At 52.1% G+C, this 17,730-nt stretch carries 20 protein-coding genes; 1 reads left to right on the forward strand and 19 read right to left on the reverse strand.

All coding sequences use genetic code 11. The annotated features are described in order from the left end of the window. Positions 1 to 160: 160 nt before the first annotated feature. Complete coding sequence (locus tag LUCIF_RS08680) at positions 161 to 634, forward strand: redoxin domain-containing protein (protein WP_207857285.1); 474 nt, start codon at positions 161 to 163, stop codon at positions 632 to 634. A gap of 197 nt (positions 635 to 831) precedes the next feature. On the opposite strand, the gene upp is transcribed toward LUCIF_RS08680, so the two are convergent. The 19 genes from upp to LUCIF_RS08775 all read right to left on the reverse strand — a co-directional run bounded on the left by upp (position 832) and on the right by LUCIF_RS08775 (position 17,641). Then, the gene (upp, locus tag LUCIF_RS08685) at positions 832 to 1,458 is read right to left on the reverse strand and encodes a uracil phosphoribosyltransferase (RefSeq protein WP_122627482.1); all 627 of its coding nucleotides are present in this window, start codon (positions 1,456 to 1,458) and stop codon (positions 832 to 834) included. 24 nt (positions 1,459 to 1,482) lie between these two features. Continuing rightward, on the reverse strand, positions 1,483 to 2,718 hold the full coding sequence (glyA, locus tag LUCIF_RS08690; RefSeq protein WP_122627483.1) for a serine hydroxymethyltransferase: 1,236 nt from the start codon (positions 2,716 to 2,718) through the stop codon (positions 1,483 to 1,485). Between the two features lie 80 nt (positions 2,719 to 2,798). Beyond that, complete coding sequence (locus tag LUCIF_RS08695; RefSeq protein ID WP_122627484.1) at positions 2,799 to 3,344, reverse strand: TIGR01440 family protein; 546 nt, start codon at positions 3,342 to 3,344, stop codon at positions 2,799 to 2,801. Between the two features lie 11 nt (positions 3,345 to 3,355). Continuing rightward, entirely contained in the window at positions 3,356 to 3,793 is a 438-nt protein-coding gene (gene rpiB, locus LUCIF_RS08700; protein WP_122627485.1) for a ribose 5-phosphate isomerase B, read from the reverse strand. Positions 3,794 to 3,843: 50 nt separating this feature from the next. Next, on the reverse strand, positions 3,844 to 4,314 hold the full coding sequence (locus tag LUCIF_RS08705) for a low molecular weight protein arginine phosphatase (protein ID WP_122627486.1): 471 nt from the start codon (positions 4,312 to 4,314) through the stop codon (positions 3,844 to 3,846). Between the two features lie 200 nt (positions 4,315 to 4,514). Beyond that, positions 4,515 to 5,114, reverse strand: a complete 600-nt coding sequence (locus tag LUCIF_RS08710; RefSeq protein ID WP_122627487.1) for a manganese efflux pump MntP — start codon at positions 5,112 to 5,114, stop codon at positions 4,515 to 4,517. A 54-nt stretch (positions 5,115 to 5,168) separates the two neighbouring features. Continuing rightward, the gene (locus LUCIF_RS08715) at positions 5,169 to 6,218 is read right to left on the reverse strand and encodes an L-threonylcarbamoyladenylate synthase (protein WP_122627563.1); all 1,050 of its coding nucleotides are present in this window, start codon (positions 6,216 to 6,218) and stop codon (positions 5,169 to 5,171) included. A gap of 16 nt (positions 6,219 to 6,234) precedes the next feature. After that, entirely contained in the window at positions 6,235 to 7,104 is an 870-nt protein-coding gene (prmC, locus tag LUCIF_RS08720; RefSeq protein WP_122627488.1) for a peptide chain release factor N(5)-glutamine methyltransferase, read from the reverse strand. A gap of 2 nt (positions 7,105 to 7,106) precedes the next feature. Further along, a complete protein-coding gene (gene prfA, locus LUCIF_RS08725) occupies positions 7,107 to 8,183 on the reverse strand; it encodes a peptide chain release factor 1 (RefSeq protein WP_243638708.1) in 1,077 nt (358 codons plus the stop codon). Continuing rightward, a complete protein-coding gene (locus tag LUCIF_RS08730) occupies positions 8,170 to 9,135 on the reverse strand; it encodes a DUF1385 domain-containing protein (protein ID WP_122627490.1) in 966 nt (321 codons plus the stop codon). The genes prfA and LUCIF_RS08730 overlap by 14 nt, the downstream gene beginning before the upstream one ends. A gap of 52 nt (positions 9,136 to 9,187) precedes the next feature. Further along, on the reverse strand, positions 9,188 to 9,385 hold the full coding sequence (rpmE, locus tag LUCIF_RS08735) for a 50S ribosomal protein L31 (protein WP_122627491.1): 198 nt from the start codon (positions 9,383 to 9,385) through the stop codon (positions 9,188 to 9,190). A 122-nt stretch (positions 9,386 to 9,507) separates the two neighbouring features. Then, entirely contained in the window at positions 9,508 to 10,419 is a 912-nt protein-coding gene (locus tag LUCIF_RS08740; RefSeq protein ID WP_122627492.1) for a hypothetical protein, read from the reverse strand. A 12-nt stretch (positions 10,420 to 10,431) separates the two neighbouring features. Next, complete coding sequence (locus LUCIF_RS08745; RefSeq protein ID WP_122627493.1) at positions 10,432 to 11,127, reverse strand: L-ribulose-5-phosphate 4-epimerase; 696 nt, start codon at positions 11,125 to 11,127, stop codon at positions 10,432 to 10,434. 159 nt (positions 11,128 to 11,286) lie between these two features. Continuing rightward, positions 11,287 to 12,963 carry a ribulokinase gene (locus LUCIF_RS08750; protein WP_122627494.1) on the reverse strand — a complete coding sequence of 559 codons (1,677 nt, stop codon included), beginning with the start codon at positions 12,961 to 12,963 and terminating at the stop codon, positions 11,287 to 11,289. Positions 12,964 to 13,023: 60 nt separating this feature from the next. Then, on the reverse strand, positions 13,024 to 14,226 hold the full coding sequence (locus LUCIF_RS08755; protein ID WP_207857287.1) for an ROK family transcriptional regulator: 1,203 nt from the start codon (positions 14,224 to 14,226) through the stop codon (positions 13,024 to 13,026). 151 nt (positions 14,227 to 14,377) lie between these two features. After that, positions 14,378 to 15,616, reverse strand: coding sequence for a radical SAM family protein (locus tag LUCIF_RS08760; RefSeq protein WP_122627496.1), 1,239 nt, complete (start codon positions 15,614 to 15,616; stop codon positions 14,378 to 14,380). An 8-nt stretch (positions 15,617 to 15,624) separates the two neighbouring features. Continuing rightward, entirely contained in the window at positions 15,625 to 16,182 is a 558-nt protein-coding gene (pth, locus tag LUCIF_RS08765) for an aminoacyl-tRNA hydrolase (protein WP_122627497.1), read from the reverse strand. Then, positions 16,183 to 17,001: a polysaccharide deacetylase family protein gene (locus tag LUCIF_RS08770; protein ID WP_122627498.1), complete on the reverse strand. Its 819-nt coding sequence runs from the start codon at positions 16,999 to 17,001 to the stop codon at positions 16,183 to 16,185. It abuts the gene before it with no gap. After that, on the reverse strand, positions 16,994 to 17,641 hold the full coding sequence (locus tag LUCIF_RS08775) for a GNAT family N-acetyltransferase (protein ID WP_122627499.1): 648 nt from the start codon (positions 17,639 to 17,641) through the stop codon (positions 16,994 to 16,996). Before LUCIF_RS08775 ends, LUCIF_RS08770 begins: the two co-directional genes overlap by 8 nt. Positions 17,642 to 17,730 lie beyond the last annotated feature (89 nt).

The raw sequence follows: 17,730 nt of genomic DNA on the forward strand, positions 1-17,730 counted from the left end.
CCTTTCTATACAATTTCCTTAACGTAATTAAAATAATACAAAATATAAAATAAATTTATTATTATATAATAATAAAGAAGGATTATTTAAATAACCGGAGAATTTATCCATTAAATCCTACTTAATGGGATTCCATTCAATCCTAAGGGAGGTATTTAGAATGATTCAACGTATTACCAGTGGCGACAGTGCTCCTGTCTTTGCACTAAAAGATAATCGCGGTGAAATGATTGATCTGGCTTCTTTCCGGGGGAAAAAGGTTCTCCTTTCCTGGCATCCTCTGGCTTGGACAAGAGTATGCGCCGAACAAATGAAATCTCTTGAAGCGCATTGGGCCGAGTTTGAAAGGTTGAATACCGTTCCTTTGGGCTTAAGCATTGATCCGTATCCGGCGAAAAATGCCTGGGCCAAGGAGTTAGGGATTGCCAAGGTCAAATTGCTGGCCGATTTTTGGCCCCATGGAGAGGTCACCCGGGCCTATGGACTGTTTCGTCAGGAAGAAGGTTTTTCCGAACGGGCTAACGTTCTCCTGGATGAAACAGGCAAAGTGCTTTGGATTAAAGTCTATGAAATTCCGGAATTACCGGATATTAATGAAGTACTTACTGTCATCCGCAACAGTCCGGCCATATAGCTAAAAATTCATGGCTCGAAGCGCAAGGCTCAGGGCGCGAGAGAATCCGTCCGGCAAGGGCTTAGGACGTGAAATTCCGTCACTACAGAGTCGTTCCAGCGCCTCAAAACCAGCAAAAATGAGACAGGGCATAGCGCCTGTCTCATTTTTTTGAAGCAAAGTATGAGTTTCCGGACAAACTTTCCCGCCAATGCGTTTTATTTCGTGCCGAAAATCCGGTCACCGGCGTCGCCGAGCCCCGGAACAATATATCCGTGGTCATTAAGATGGTCGTCTACCGCTGCGGTATAGACTTCCACGTCGGGATGCTGTTCATTAATATAGTGTACGCCTTCCGGTGCCGCCACCAGGCACATCAGCTTAATATGCTTGGCTCCCTTCCGTTTCAACATGTCAATGGTCGCTGCGGAAGATCCTCCTGTCGCCAGCATAGGGTCAATCACTATAAATTCCCGTTCGGCTACATCGGTGGGCAGCTTGCAATAATATTCCACCGGTTTTAATGTTTCCGGATCGCGGTATACGCCCACATGGCCTACCTTGGCGGCCGGAATCAGGCGCAGGACTCCGTTTACCATGCCCAAACCGGCCCGCAGAATGGGAACGACGCCGAGTTTTTTACCCGACAGCACCTTGCAGCAGCATTTCGCCACCGGCGTTTCGATTTCCGTTTCCTCCAGCGGCAGATTGCGGGTCAATTCATACGCCATAAGCATGGCTACCTCTTCCAATAATTCGCGGAATTCTTTCGGCCCGGTTTTTATATCCCGGATTAGCGTTAATTTATGCTGGATCAACGGATGATCAATAATTTTAACTTGCACTCTACATTCAACCCCCAAAAAATTTTACGCATAAAGCGGATACTGACTACAAAGCTCTTTTACCATATCGGCCGCTTTTTCTTTCACCCAAGTGTCACCCGGCGCATCCAGAACCATGGCGATGATCTCGCCAATGACCAGCATGGCGTCTTCTTTCATGCCGCGGGAAGTAACGGCGGGTGTACCGATCCGGATACCGCTGGTGATAAACGGACTGGCCGGATCAAAAGGAATGGCGTTTTTATTAACGGTAATCCCGATTTCATCCAATAATTTTTCCGCTTCTTTGCCCGTAAGTTTTTGCCCTCTTACATCCACCAGCATCAAATGATTATCCGTGCCGCCGGATACCAGGGTAAATCCGGTGGCAGTCAGTTTATCGGCCAAAACCTTGGCGTTACGAACAATCTGCCCCTGATACAGACGGAACTCTTCACCCGTTGCTTCCTTCAGCGCAACCGCTTTGGCCGCTATCACATGCATTAACGGCCCGCCCTGAATGCCGGGGAAAATAGCTTTATCAATGGCTTTGGCGAGGGCGGCGCGGCAAAGAATCAGTCCTCCCCGCGGTCCACGCAGAGTTTTATGCGTCGTACTGGTCACAATATCGGCATGAGGAACCGGACTGGGATGCAGTCCGGCTGCAACCAGCCCGGCAATATGCGCCATATCCACCATAAGCAGCGCACCCGCTTCTTTGGCGATTTCACCCAGTCTTGCAAAATCAATAAGACGGGGATACGCACTGGCACCGGCCACCAGCATTTTCGGCCGGTGCGCCAGGGCCAGGCGGCGCACTTCTTCATAATCAATACGTTGGTGCACGGTGTCTACACCATAGGGGACAATTTTGAAATATTTACCGGAGATATTCACCGGACTGCCATGAGTTAAATGTCCTCCATGAGCCAAATTCATCCCCAGGATGGTATCGCCGGGCTCAAGGCAGGCAAAATAAACTGCCGTATTGGCCTGGGCCCCGGAGTGGGGCTGTACATTGGCATGCTCGGCACCAAATAAGGCTTTGGCCCGGTCAATGGCCAGCTGTTCCACGATGTCAACATATTCACAACCGCCATAATAACGATGAGCGGGGTATCCTTCCGCATATTTATTCGTCAATACGGAACCTTGCGCTTCCAGCACCGCTTTGCTGACAAAGTTTTCGGAAGCAATCAGTTCCAGCTTATTTTGCTGACGCATGCGTTCTAATTCAATTGCCCGGGCAATCTCCGGGTCAACACCGGCAAGTATACTCATAATTTCCTCCTTATAATCCATGGTTGGCACCGAGCATAAGACTCAGGACGTTGGAAAACCGGCGAAGTTTTTGCCTTACCTTATTCATACACGGCACGATTGCCGCCGATTAGCTTGGGGCGGGTGCGGGCGGCCGTAAGCAGGGCCTGCCCCACGTATTTTTGCTCTAAACGCACCGGCACCGCAACCCGTTTCAGATGCATCCCAATCAGGGTACAGCCGATATCCAGACCGGCATGGGCCTGGATGGTTTCCACCACGACCGGATCGGCAAAGTCCCGCATAGCCTGAGCTGCCAGGGATCCTCCCGCCTTGCGGACCGGTTTGACACTGACTTGTTCCAGGTTATAGCGTTCCATCACGGCCCGTTCCACAACCAACGCCCGGTTGAGGTGTTCACAGCATTGAATTGCCAGGGCTACGTTCCGCCCCCTGCAGACCGTCAGCAAACTGCGAAGGATGTCCGCAGCAATTTCTTCCGAACCGGCTGAACCGATTTTCACACCCTGCACTTCACTGGTACTGCAGCCAACCACCAGGATTTGTCCCGGTTGAAGCGCCGCCAAGGCCAGTAATTCTTCCACCGCTTTGGTTACCTGAGAATCAATGCCTAGAGCCTCTTGCATTTTTTCCACCTCTATTTTTCAATATCGGCAATCTTGCAAACCCGGCGGGCGTGACGTCCGCCGATGAATTCGGTCGTCAACCATTTATCAACAATTGCTAACGCCAGCCCGGGTCCAACCACCCGTTCCCCCATTGTTAAAATGTTGGCATCGTTATGTTCCCGGGACATCTGTGCTGAAAACACATCATGACACAAGGCGGCCCGGATTCCTTTCACTTTGTTGGCGGCAATACTGACGCCGATGCCGGTACCGCAAATAAGAATGCCCCTGTCACACTCCCCTGAGACCACCGTCCGGGCCACGTTCAGGGAAATGTCGGGGTAATCAACAGACTCGGTAGAATGAGTGCCGACATCTTGAAAAGCAATCCCTTTTTCCGTTAAAAAGTTCTTAATTTCCTCTTTTAAATGGAACCCGCCATGGTCACTGCCAATTGCTACACGCATATTTTCAACCCTCCAGCATCCAATTATATATTTTGTTCTTGATTCTCTGTCTAACTTTTTTTTCCTGCCAAATCGACAATCTTTTCCCAGATTTTATTCACCAGGTCTTCTATTTGCCGTGCACAGGCCTCATACCGGGCATGGCTGCCGCCAAACGGATCGGCTATATCCACCGTTTCTCCGGCATATTCCGCCAGCGTAAATACTTTAGCTCCGGCCTGCGGCGCCAATTGAAGCACGGCGCGCTTATGACGCTCCGTCATCGTCAGAATCAAATCGGACGCTTCAATATATTCAAACAGCAATTGACGGGAACGATGCGCCGACAGATCGATATTCCTCAGTCCCATGGCGTGTACCGCGCCGTCGGACGCGGGGGAATCAGCGCCGGCAGCGATTCCCGCCGACAACACCCTGATTATTTCCGTCAAATTGTTTTCTTTTACTTTGCGCTGCAACAGAGCCTCGGTCATCGGGCTGCGGCAGGTATTGCCGGTACATACGATTAAAATACGCAACATATCGTTTCAACTCCCTATAATAGTATGTCCCAGAACATTTTATCATACCAAATCAGGCCGGCGCTATAAGAAAAACCGCCGACGCGGCTTTTCGGCTCGTGGCGCGGGGCTCAGGGCGCGGAAAAGCCCTTCTGAAAATAATAAAAAAGACCGCTCATGCAGTCTTTCATTCAAGGCGCAGTCGCGACCATTTTTTATTTTTAGCATAATGCTGTCCATAGAACATGGATAGACAGTAGAATCAGCGCCAGGCCGCCGGCCAGTTCCGCCCACGTTCCCAGATAACGCCCCGCCTTTCTTCCCAGACCCAGGCCGCAAACGGCAATCACAAAAATGACTGTTCCCAGAATCACGCTGAGCTTTAATAAATCCACTTCCATCATTCCCATGCTGAATCCGGCCGCCAGCGCATCGACGCTGACACTGAAAGCCAGCATAAATAAAGCCGATCCTTGCAATGGGTGGCAGGAACCATTTTCATTGTTGCCCGGGGCCAGATTCTCTTTTATCATACAAAGTCCCAAACCTGCCAATACAAGGGCGCCGAAGGCGCTGGCCCAGTTTTGCACCATAAGAGCAGGATACTCGATATGATAGGTCCCCACATGCTCCACCATGTTGTCCAGCCAATGACCCACATGATAGCCGGTCAAAATCATCACAATATGAAACAGGGCAAAGACGATGGACGCCCGGAGAATCACCTTCAGCCGCACCCGGTTCATTCCGATGGGAATGGATGCTGAAAACAAGTCGGCTCCGAGTGCCGTACTCAATACCAGCAATTCCAGAAAGCTCACGCCCTCACCTCCATACATCCATTTATATGAGGCGAAAAGACGTTATATGTCCGTTCAGACGGTAAGGATCCGGTAGCCGGATGCTTTGCGCAGGCGGTTCATAACGGCAAGGCCCAGGCCCTGTTCCTCGATTCCTTCCGCATAGATAATATCGACGGGGTGTGAATCAAAATGGCGGAGGGCCGTATAAAGTCCGGCCGCTGCTTCTCCCGGGTCACGGCGGGAACCGTAAATTGCCGTAACAATTCCTGCCGGCAAGGCTCCGGCCATCTCTTGAGAAACGACAGCACCTACTTTTTGCCCCGCTTCAAGAGCAAGCTTAATTTTCTCCTGCAGATTTTCCCGGATCCGTCCCGGGTTTCCTTCCAACAGGATCAGAGGCGCATTCGGCGCATAATGACGGTACTTCATACCCGGGGACCGGGGAACCACGTCTTTTCTGCCGGCCAGACCAGGGTCCACTTCGACTTCCCCCAGTACAGCCATGAGCTGCTCCAGCGTAACGCCGCCCGGCCGCAACAGCGTCGGCACCGGCGTGGTACAGTCGATCACCGTCGATTCCACTCCGATATCGCAAGGTCCGGCATCAATAATTACTTCGATTTTTCCATCCAGGTCATTCAGAACATCCCCGGCCGTAGTCGGACTGGGGCGGCCGGACGTATTGGCGCTGGGAGCCGCTACGGGTATACCGGCCAGCCGGATCAGTTCCCGGGCCACGGGCGACGCGGGCAAACGGATGGCCACCGTATCAAGACCGCCGGTCACCACATCCGGCACCGCCGGGGTACGTTTGAGCACCAGCGTCAGCGGTCCGGGCCAGAATGCATCCATAAGCGCGGCTGCATTGGCCGGTATTTCCCGGGCCAGCTTTTCGACCTCCCGTTTGTCGGCAATATGTAATATGAGTGGATTGTCCGAAGGTCTGCCTTTCGCTTCATAGATGCCGCCGACAGCCCGCTCATCCAAACCGTTGGCGCCCAGACCGTAAACCGTTTCCGTCGGAAAGGCAACCAGACGGCCCCGGCGCAGAACAACCGCTCCCCGCTCCAGAACCGTTATATCCGGATGCTCTTTATCCACCGTGTAATATTCTGTTACCACCACAATACAAAACCTCCTATTCCGATAACGCCAAAATGACTACCCGTTCGATACCGCCATAATCCTTCAAAATTTCCGTCATCCTCAGCCGCGGCGATTGGGCCGCCAGATCAGCCACCGGCCGGGCCTGACCCATACCAACTTCTAAAGCCATAAAACCTTGCGGCTTCAGGCAGGCAGCCCCGTCTTTTATAATCCGGCGGTAAAAATCAAGGCCGTCCTTGCCGCCCGACAACGCCAAATGCGGCTCACAGCGGACTTCCGGCTCCAGATTGTCCACCTCCGCCGCCACAATATAGGGCGGATTGGCGACAACGGCGTCAAAAGTCTGACCGTCCAGAGGCGCAAACAGGTCACCTTGCTTACACTGCAAGCGGCTTTCCACACCGTGCCGGACAGCATTTTGCTGCGCCACTTTCAGGGCGTCACCGGAAATATCCACGGCAATTCCCGCCGCCGCCGCCAATTTGTGAAGCAGGCTGATTAGAATCGCGCCGCTGCCCGTGCCAATATCCGCTATACATGGGTTAACCGTTTGGGCCAGCCGGCTGGCTGCGTACTCGGCCAAAATTTCCGTATCCGGCCGGGGAATCAGCACATGGGGATTTACGATAAAATCCAGCCCCATAAATTCCTTATAGCCGGTTATGTAAGCCACCGGTACGCGCTGGGCCCGTTTTTTTACCACTTCGCGAAATGCCGCCAGTTCCCTCGCTTCCAGCGGCTGGTCAAAATTCACATATAAATGCAGGCGGCTTTTTCCCAGGATATGGGAAAGCAGTACTTCCGCATCAAGACGGGGATTGGAAATCCCCTTTTCGCGGAAGTACTGCCCGGTCCATGTGAGAATGCTGCCGATGGTCCATTGTTCACTCGTCGTCGTCATGTTCATTCAACCTGCTTCAGACGTTCGCTCTGGTCAGCAGTACTAAGGGCACTGATCAGTTCATCCAGATCGCCGTCCAGAATAAAATCCAATTTATGAAGGGTTAACCCAATGCGGTGGTCACTGACCCGGCCTTGCGGGAAATTATAGGTGCGGATCCGCTCGCTGCGGTCGCCCGTACCCACCTGACTTTTCCGGGCTTCCGCCGTTTCGGCCCGTTGTTCTTCCTGGGCGATTTCCAGCAATTTGGCCCGGAGAACGCGCATGGCCTTATCCTTATTTTTCAATTGCGATTTTTCATCCTGGCACTGGACGACGACTCCCGTAGGCAGGTGCGTAATCCGTACGGCGGATTCCGTTTTATTTACATACTGGCCGCCGGCGCCGCTGGCACAATAAGTATCAATCCGCAAATCATTGGGGTTGACCAGAACGTCATCCACATCCTCCGCTTCGGGCAATACCGCGACGGTTACCGTCGAGGTATGAATCCGGCCGCTGGCTTCCGTCGCCGGAACCCGCTGCACCCTGTGAACGCCGCTTTCATATTTGAACCGGGAATAAGCGCCGTCCCCTTCCACGACAAATACAACTTCCTTAAAACCGCCCAAATCAGTTGGGCTGGCATCCATGACTTCCGTCCGCCAGCCTTGTTTTTCGGCATAGCGGATATACATGCGGAACAAATCGCCACAAAACAGTGCCGCTTCATCGCCGCCGGCACCGCCGCGAATTTCGATAATGACATTTTTATCGTCATTGGGATCTTTCGGCAATAGTAAAATTCTCAATTCCCCGCTCAGTTTTTCATGCCGGTTTTTCAACTCTGCCAATTCGGCTTCCACCATATCCCGGAAATCGTCATCCAATTTTTCTTTCAGCATATCCCGGGCGTCATTCATTGCCTGTTCCGCGTTTTTAAATTCCCGGAACGCCGTAACGACCGGAGTCAGCTTCGAGTGAGCCCGGGTATGTTTCTGCCAGACATTCATATCGGCCATTACGTCCGGATCGCTGATCAGCGCTTCCAGCTCCAGGTATCTATCTTCAATTGCCTGCAATTTATCAAGCATCGACATTCTCCTCTTTATTCTCTTCCCCGGCTCCGGCAGTCGCCATAGCTTCTTCCGGCACCGGCCGCACGGCCTCCAAAGCGCGGATCGCCACTTCGATCTGGTCGTCACTGGGTTCACGGGTAGTCAGTTTTTGCAGCCATAAACCCGGGGTGATAGCGCAGGTTACCCATTTCTGCTCACTCCTGCCGGCAAACCGGATGATTTCATAGGAAATCCCGGCTATCACCGGTAAAAGTACAATCCGGGATACAATCCGGAGCCAAAGGTCAGGCCAGCCCAAAAAAGCAAACATCAGAATGCTGACCACCATGACAATCAGCAAAAAGTTGGTGCCGCAACGGGGATGAAGGGTACTGAAAGGCCGTACATGGTCCACATCCAGAGGCACGCCTGCCTCATAGGCATAGATCGTTTTATGCTCCGCACCATGATATTCAAAAACCCGCTTAATATCTTTCATTAGAGATATACCCAGAATATAGGCCAGAAAAATAACCAGCCGCAAAATACCCTCTAACAAATTGAGCACCCGGGAATCGGTAATGGTACTGTGAATATATTTTGCCGCATAGGTTGGAATTATTACGAACAGAACAATCGCCAGGCCTAAGGAAACCACCATAGTCACGGCAATCTCTTTCGCTGTCAGTTCTTCCCCTTCCTCACCGGCAGCCTGCGCGGAAAAAGACAAAGACTTTAAGCCGTAAATCAGGGATTCCACTAAAGCAACCACACCCCGCAGCAACGGCTTTTTGAGTATGGGATACCGCTCGGTTACAGACGTAACGGCGTCTTTCCGGACGGTAATCTCGCCGGAAGGTTCCCTCACTGCCGTAGCAATGTAGCCCGGACCGCGCATCATAACCCCTTCAATAACCGCCTGGCCGCCAATATAAACTTTCGGTTTCGCCACAGTATTTCTCCTCTCAGAGCAAGCCGCGACCGGCCGGCCCATATGTTTGGATATAAATACAGCAGAGCATCGCTGCTCTGCTGCCCCATTAGTCTTATTGACCGTAACGCTTATTGAATTTCTCAATACGTCCGCCGGCGGTTATATTCCGCTGCTGGCCGGTATAGAACGGATGGCATTTTGAGCAAACGTCCACACGCAGTTCTTTTTTGGTGGAACCGGTCACAAAAGTATTGCCGCAGCCACATACTACTTTGGCTTCACCATAATTCGGATGGATTTTTTCTTTCACCTTATCTTGCACCTCTCTTTAAATAGCCCACTCCACTTAATACTAAGTTATTATATCACATTGTGCCGGGACGATGCAAGATAAAGAAAAAGTAAAATACTTTCCTTCTACCTAAAGAGCCTTTAGGTCTTTCTTGTGTACTTACTAAGCAGCGACAACAGGCCGGCTTCATCCTGCGCCGGCGTTCCCACTCCGGGAATCAGTTCCCAGCTTTCCGCGTGGCTGGCGGAAGCACCCGGCTCTAGCCGGACCAGCGGCGACAGCGATTCCATCTCCAGCATAAAATCGGTCGTATATGTTTCATAAGACACGCCGAAATCCGGGTATTTAGCGTCCAATTGATGCTGATACCGTTTAATGAACAGGTTGCCGTGGTTAAAATAGGCCGCCCAGCCGTCCTCATTGGGAATCCCGAATTTAAAAGGCGGCTGCATTTTGGGGTCCTGCTTCAGGGCAATCATTTTCTCGCCCCAGTATATCCGGTGGTCGTTCATCTTGCTGTAGGGCCATAAGGCCAGCAGCCGGTTGCCCAAAAGCCCCGTATCCCGGGACGGCTGCGGCACAACTTCCCTGCCGCCCGGCGCCATGACCGTAAGGGCCCATACTGCCAGTTCCACCGGCCAGGCATTCTTATTTATCAATTTATGTGTAACCGTAACCTGATTGCTGCCGGCAGCCAGCGTCACCGTCATTTCTTTCTGAATCTGCACCCATTCCTCGGGTTTCTGTACCAGATGAACGCCGTTTTCCAGCAGGTGATACTCCACAGGATCATTGTCGGCGATATAAGAACGCGGGTCGTGTTCCGGACTGTGCCATAGCCGGTGTCCGCCGCGGATATGCCAGAACTTGCCGCCATAAGTTTCTTTAGCGCCTTCGTGTTCGCAAAATTCGTTTTCCTGTCCCGTAATACCGAAACGGATAATGCGGGGCCCGCAATCCACAGTGGCGACGAGATCCACCACCCCATTGGAAACGGACACGCATTTTCCGTATTGTTTATATTCCGTTTCCTTTACCGTTACCTTGGCCATTGGTTTCCCTCCTTATTTTTTGGACTGCCCATAATAGGCATTCTTGCCATGTTTCCGCATAAAGTGTTTATCCAAAAGAACCCGGTCGATCGGTGCTAAAGATCCCTGTAAACCGCAGGAATACATCGCCATTTTGGCTACTTCTTCCAGAACCACGGCATGATACACCGCTTCCGCCGCATCTTTTCCCCACGTGAATGGCCCATGGTTGGCCACCAGTACCCCCGGGACATAGAGGGGTTCCTTTCCCTGAAAAGTTTCTACAATCACGTGGCCTGTCTCCGCTTCATACTGGCCCTCAATTTCCTCAGCTTTCAAGGGACGGGTGCAAGGGACATCCCCGTAAAAATAATCTGCATGGGTTGTGCCGAAAGGGGGAATGGGGCGCTGCGCCTGCGCCCAGGCCGTGGCGCAGGTCGAATGGGTATGAACCACACCGCCGATGGACGGAAACATTTTATACAGTACCAAATGCGTCGGCGTATCGGAAGACGGCCGTAATTTTCCCTCCACCTGATTCCCGTCGAGGTCGAGTACCACCATGTCTTCCGGCTGCAGTTCATCATACTCCACTCCGCTGGGTTTAATTACGATCAGTTGTTTCTCCCGGTCGATCCCGCTGGCGTTTCCCCAGGTATGGATCACCAGGCCCTGTTTTTTTAATTCCAAATTGGCTTGCCACACTTTTCTTTTCAATTCTTTTAGCATGAATCATTGCTCCTTTCCAATTGATCTACGGGCATTTTTTCAGGTTCGGTTGAAAAACAAGGTTGCCAGGAAGCCAAAGGCTCCTGACAACCGCGATGGATACTTTCTCCGGCCATGAATTCAACTCCCATCGCTGGAAAACTCACGCCGGTCAGTCAATTACTCGCCTTTGACACTGCGTTTGATTTCTTTGAGCCGCTTCATGACATCATTAGCGCCCCGTCCGAAATAATCATGCAGGATCTTGTATTCGGCATACAATTTTTTATAAAGCGCCACGTTAGCGGCGATTGGTTTATAAACTTCCTTGATCCGCGCCATTTGGGCCGCAGCAGCAAAAATACTGTCATAGCCGCCCACGGCTTTACCGGCCGCCACCGCGCCAAACATGGCCGCCCCCAAAGCCGGAGTTTGCGCCGAGGCGGAAACGTGAATCTCCATATTGGTCACATCGGCAAAAATCTGCATGAGCATACGGTTTTTTTCCGCCAGCCCGCCACAGGCATATAATTGGTTGATGGCCACACCCGCTTCGCGGAAAGTTTCAATAATCATGTTTTTGCCATAGGCGGTTGCTTCAATCAGCGCCCGGTATATTTCTTCCGGTTTGGTCAGCAAATTAGCGCCCAGCAACACGCCGGTCAGGTCTACATCAACCAGAACCGACCGGTTGCCGTTCCACCAGTCGAGTGCAATCAGGCCGTTCTCACCCGGTTTCAGGCCCGACGCCTTTTCTTCCAGAAGTTGATGAATGGAAATCTTGCGCCGCCCGGCTTCTTCTGTATAATCGGCAGGAACACAATTTTCCACAAACCATTCAAAAATATCACCTACGGCGGATTGCCCGGCTTCGTAGCCATAAAAACCGGGTACCACGCCGTCTTCCACCACGCCGCACATGCCGCTGACTTCTTTTTCGGCCGTTCCGAGCAGGATATCGCAAATGGACGTTCCCATAATCATGAGCATTTTCCCGGCTTCTACCACATTGACCGCCGGCGCCGACACATGAGCGTCCACGTTGGCAACCGAAATGGCTGTTCCCGGTTTCAAGCCCATTTTGGCCGCCATCGCCGCCTTAAGTTCACCAGCCTTGTCGCCAATAGGCAGAATCGGGCTGTTCAGTTTTTCCGCCACCAGGTTTTCCAGCCGCGGATCCAGGGCTTTAAAGAATTCCGGCGACGGATAGCCTTTGCGTTTGTGCCAGATTGCCTTGTAGCCCGCCGTGCAGCTATTACGGACGTCGACGTCCGTCATCTGCATGGTAACCCAGTCGGCTGCTTCCATAAACCGGTCGGCAGCAGCATAAATTTCCGGCGCTTCATTTAAAATTTGCCAAATCTTCGGAATCAGCCACTCCGAAGAAATTTTGCCGCCATAGCGGGCCAAAAACTCTTCGCCCCGCGCCGCCGCAATTTCATTCAACCGGTTGGCTTCCTCCTGAGCGGCGTGATGTTTCCATAATTTGACCCAGGCGTGAGGATTGTCACGATATTCCGGCAATTGGCAAAGGGCCTTACCGTCTTTGCTGACAGGCAGCATGGTACAAGCCGTAAAATCAATGCCCAGACCGATCACATCGTCCGAATCCACGTTGGCCGTTGCTAAAACCTGCGGCACGGCGGTAAATAACACGTCCAAATAGTCATCAGGGTTTTGCAGCGCCCAGTCTTCCCCCAGTTTAATGCGGCTCCCCGGCAAATATTCATCAATGACTCCGTCTTTGTAGGGAACTACCGCCGTGGCGATTTCCCGCCCTGTCGCCACATCCACCAGAAGGGCCCGGCCGGATTGGGTGCCATAATCGACCCCTATCGAATATTTGTTTTTACCCATATTTCTCCTCCTCATTATAATATTGGGATTTATATAAAATTACAGCAAACACAAAGCTAACTATAAAATGTTCCGCAAGACCAAATCCACAATGCCTTTCAGCATCGATTCATCCCCGGTAGCGGAAAACCGGATACTGGCCGGCCCGTAACAGCTTTCCAGCGCCCGTTCCCGGATGGTCTGCTGCATCGTCTCTTCGATAAACTTCCGGCCGCGGACAATTCCGTCGCCAATAATCACCATTTCCGGATTAAAAATATTAATGATGTTGGCCACACCGATGCCAAGATAGCGGGCAATCTGGCGCAAAATCCGGCCTGCCAGCTCGTCTCCCTGCTCGGCCGCCTGATAAACATGTTCCGCCCGCACCGCTTCCATATCCCCGTCGACCAGATCACAAACCAGGGAGTCACGCCCTTCCTTAATTGATTTAACCATAGCGGCGACTAAGGCTGCTTCCGAAGCCAGCGCCTCCAGACAGCCATAATTACCGCAGCTGCAAACCGGCCCGGCCACATCCACCGTAGTGTGACCAAATTCCCCCGCACTGTTGCTCAATCCCCGGTACAGCTCCCCATTGATCACAATGCCGGCGGCCAGACCGTAAGAAACTCCCAGAAATATCAGACTTTTCGCTTCCCTGTCGGGTCCGTAATAATATTCGCCCTGGGCCATAGCCTGCACATCGTTTTCCACAAAAGTCGGAATGTGAAATTTATCCTCCACAATAAATTTTAGAGGGACATTCCGCCAACCGATATTGGGGGCAAATACGGAAATTCCTTCGGAAAATTTTACCGGACCGCGCACAATAATGCCGACCGCCGCAACGGTCGAGGACGACTCCGCCAAGCATGCTTCAATCGTCTCCAGCAAAAGGGATAAGGCGTCTTCCTGCTTGACATCTTTAATGCTATGGCTGATTTGTTTTTTAATTTCAAACCCGCCATTGATCAGATAGCCGACGATTTCCCGGGAGCGGGCCTTAATGACGACAAGGTCCGCCAAGTCCGGATTGGCCTTAAGAAGCACCGGTCTTCGCCCGCCGCTTGATTCTCCGATCATGTACTCCGTAATGTAATTCCATTCCATTAGTTTGTTGGTAATATTGGTAACAGTGGGAGGAGTTAAATCGGTTAATTTGGCAATATCCACACGGGATATCGGGCCGCGCCGCCGGATGACGTTCATGACCACCGATTCATTGGCCCCACTGGCTACTTTATAATTAAAATTCGGCAATCCCTGCATTCTCTCCCCCACTTTCTTAGGTACTTTATTAAGTTATATAATTATTATTCGCAACATCGCCTTGAATTCCTGCAATTTTTTTATAACTTTTTAATTCTTTTTAGAAAAGATTAAGAAAAGCTCAGGGCGCAAAAAATAAGAGTCGCCGGCGGCGACTCTTATTTTAGATGTTACGCCAATATTTGCTGAAACTGCCGATGGCAATCCGTGGGAAGGTTGCCGCAAGGTCTTCAATGAAGCGGCGTACACCCAGCGTTTTACCCGCCGGCGGCGGCATAAGGGGCAGAAATAAATCCGGGTCCATATTTAAATTGCGCAGTTGTACCATGTCGACGGCCGTAGTGCCGAGCCACTCTTTCCAGGCGCGCACTTCCTCCTCACGGTCGTTAAAGCCCGGCAAAAAGAGCATGTTCAGCGAAACATACACTTTATTTTCCACTGCATACCGGATCGACTCCCGGACATTGTCCAGGTGGTAATTGCCCCGGTAATACCGCTGATACTGTTCGGGGATAGCACTGATCATACTCACCCGCATGCTGTCGAGGCCGGCATCTACAATCTGCCGGATCCCCCCGGTGAAGCCGGCATTGGTATTGATATTAATCATTCCCCTGCCGGTCCGGGAACGGATCCGCTCAATCGCCGCCGCAATGGCTCCGGCCGCGAGAGAAGGTTCGCCTTCACAGCCTTGTCCAAAGGAAATCATGCCATCCGGCGCAGATTCCAGATGATAGATTCCAACCGCAGCAATTTCTTCCGCCGTGGGAGCAAACTGGATACGGCTTTGTGGCGACGGGCAGCATTCGGCCGGCTGCAACGAAATGCAGCCCAGGCAATTGGCATTGCAGGCAGGCGATACGGGAATTCCCGCTTCCCAACGGCGATAAAATAAATTTTGCGCCGTACAGCAATGCCATTTCAGCGCGCAGTCGGCCAATTGAGCCACAATCCGGCTGCCGGGCAAATCCCGTTTGACCCGGGTTACCTTTTGCCGCAAATCCGGCGTGTTAAAGCGGTAGGGATGCCATTTGGCATTGTCATCGCTTTTCGTGGCGGCTACATAAATTTGATCTTTATACAAAGCAGCGGCGGTATAGCCAAATAACGGCAGGGGCGATGCCCCATCCTGTTTGGTATAAGCCGGCAAATAGGTGCGGGTATACCCGACCGGCAGCATTGCCGCCACGGCCAGCCGGCGCCCTGTCAGCGGTTGAATCCTGCCCTGTTTGCCCGCCAGAGGAATACGGCCCGGCAAGTACATCAACTCGGCGCCTTCCGGCAGCGGAATCATATCCGCCAATGACAGAATCCGTTCCTGATTTCCCGTTCTGCCCACAGCCAGGCAGCCCGGTGCGTCAAAAATCTCCCCGTTCTTATCGGCATAAAGTGCTGTTAGCAAATAACCACCTACTTATTAAATCCATTCATCGCTTTATTGAAACCATGTTTTAGAATACTTTCCACAGCATCGGCTCCCCGGGCAATGGTTTCTTTCATAATCGGTGCTTCGTCAGCCGTAAACCGTCCCAAGACGTAGTCCGCCGTTTCCCAGCCCGCCGGCGGCCGCCCGATACCGACCCGTACCCGTCCAAACGTATCTTGTCCCAGATGAACCAGCAGTGATTCAATTCCCCGGTGACCGCCGGAACCGCCTTTCAGTCGCAACCGCAGTTTGCCAACGGGCAAATCCAGATCGTCATATACTACCACAATGTCCTCCGCCGGCGTTTTGTACCAGCGGGCCAACGCTCCAACAGCCTGGCCGCTTAGATTCATATAGGTCTGCGGTTTCACCAGCAGCACCGGTTCTTTGCCCCGGCATTCGCCCACAAGGGCGTCAAACCGCTCCCGCCAGGCTACCGGCTGCCAGCGCCCCGCCAATTCATCCACGACCATAAATCCCGCATTATGGCGGGTTGCACCATATTCCGCCCCGGGATTGCCCAATCCAACAATAATCTTCATCTAATCACCCGTTTTTGCTAAGATTTCATCTACCGTGACAAAGGTATACCCCCGCAACAAAAGTTCGGTTATGATCCGTCGCACTGCCTCTACCGTTTGGGCCCGGGATTGGGATGCCTCGATACCGTCCCCGTCGTGCAGTAAAATAATGGAACCATTCTTTACCCCCTTCAGCGTGCGCGAGACAATAACATCGACGCCCGGATTGGTCCAGTCCCGGCTCATAACCGACCATTCCACTACCTTAAGATGCCGTTCGTTCATAACTTCCATAACCACGGGGTCCCGAAAACCGTGAGGCGGCCGCACGACGTGCGGCACCTGACCGGTAATAGCGGCAATCACCTTATTCGCCCGGTCAATTTCGTACGCAATGGTTTTTTTGTCGGCTTTCAACAAATCCACATGATCATAGGTATGATTCCCCAACTGATGACCTTCGGCCAGAATCCGCCTCACCAGTTCCGGATGTTTTTCGGCGTTCCGGCCAATGACAAAAAAAGTGGCCGGCACCTTATACTCCCGCAAAATATCTAATATTTGTCCCGTATAGGGCGGATACGGGCCATCATCAAAAGTCAGCGCCACCACTTTCTCTTTGGTACTTATCCGGGAAAAAACAGCGCCATAAAAATCATTGCCCGGCAAAACAGCGTAAACTGTCAGTACAAAACCAATCACGATTCCCAGGATAGCTACCCAGAAGCCCAGGCGGACAGGACGCCGCAAGATTTGCAGATAATCAAGAGTCAGCCCGGTAACCGTTACGACGGTCAACAGCCCCAGCATGCTGATGAGCCGGATATTCAGATCAAACATGGCGCCGCCCCATTTCTTTAAACATGATGAGCCAGGGACCTTGGCAATCCCTGGTCATTCCACCGGCAACAAAACCCATTTTTTCATAAACCCGAACTGCCGGTCCGTTATCCGGCCGTACCTCCAGACGCACCCTGGATACCTTCCGGCACTCTAAGTATCGTAAGGCATGGTGCATTAACTGTTGCGCCACTTTCCGTCCACGCCAATCTTCTGCCACAGCAATTGATAAAATACGGGCATCTGCAGCCTTCGCCGGAGTCAAGGCGGAACGGAAAAAGGATATCTTACCGGCTAAAATGACCAATAACGGCCGGAACCGGAAACCATATTGCCCTGTAAGCCAGCGCCAGGCCCAAAAGAACAAATGGCCGCCGCAGATCCCCCGGCGCCACAGCCCGGAAAGCTCAGACGGCGCAAAGCAATAACCTATGATCCCGCCGGCTGCCGTACGGGCCACCAAAGCAGCCTCCGGTTCGCTCTCCCTTACCAGGGTAAAAACATCCTCCATTGCTTTTGGCTCCGGCAGACTACCGCAATAATAGAGGACACTTTCCCGGAATGCAGCCGTAAACAGGGCGGCAATTGCAGGGATATCCTCTTTTTGCGCTTGTTCAATAACATAAGCTTCCCGGTCCATAGGATCATCCTTTTTTTGGTAATTGGGTATTGGGTTTTGGGGATTGGGTTGGGTATGGGAAAAGGGAAATGAAAGCTCCGTTCTCATTT

Source organism: Allolucifera butyrica (assembly GCF_900476375.1).
GTDB lineage: Bacteria > Bacillota > Negativicutes > Sporomusales > UPPP01 > Lucifera > Lucifera butyrica.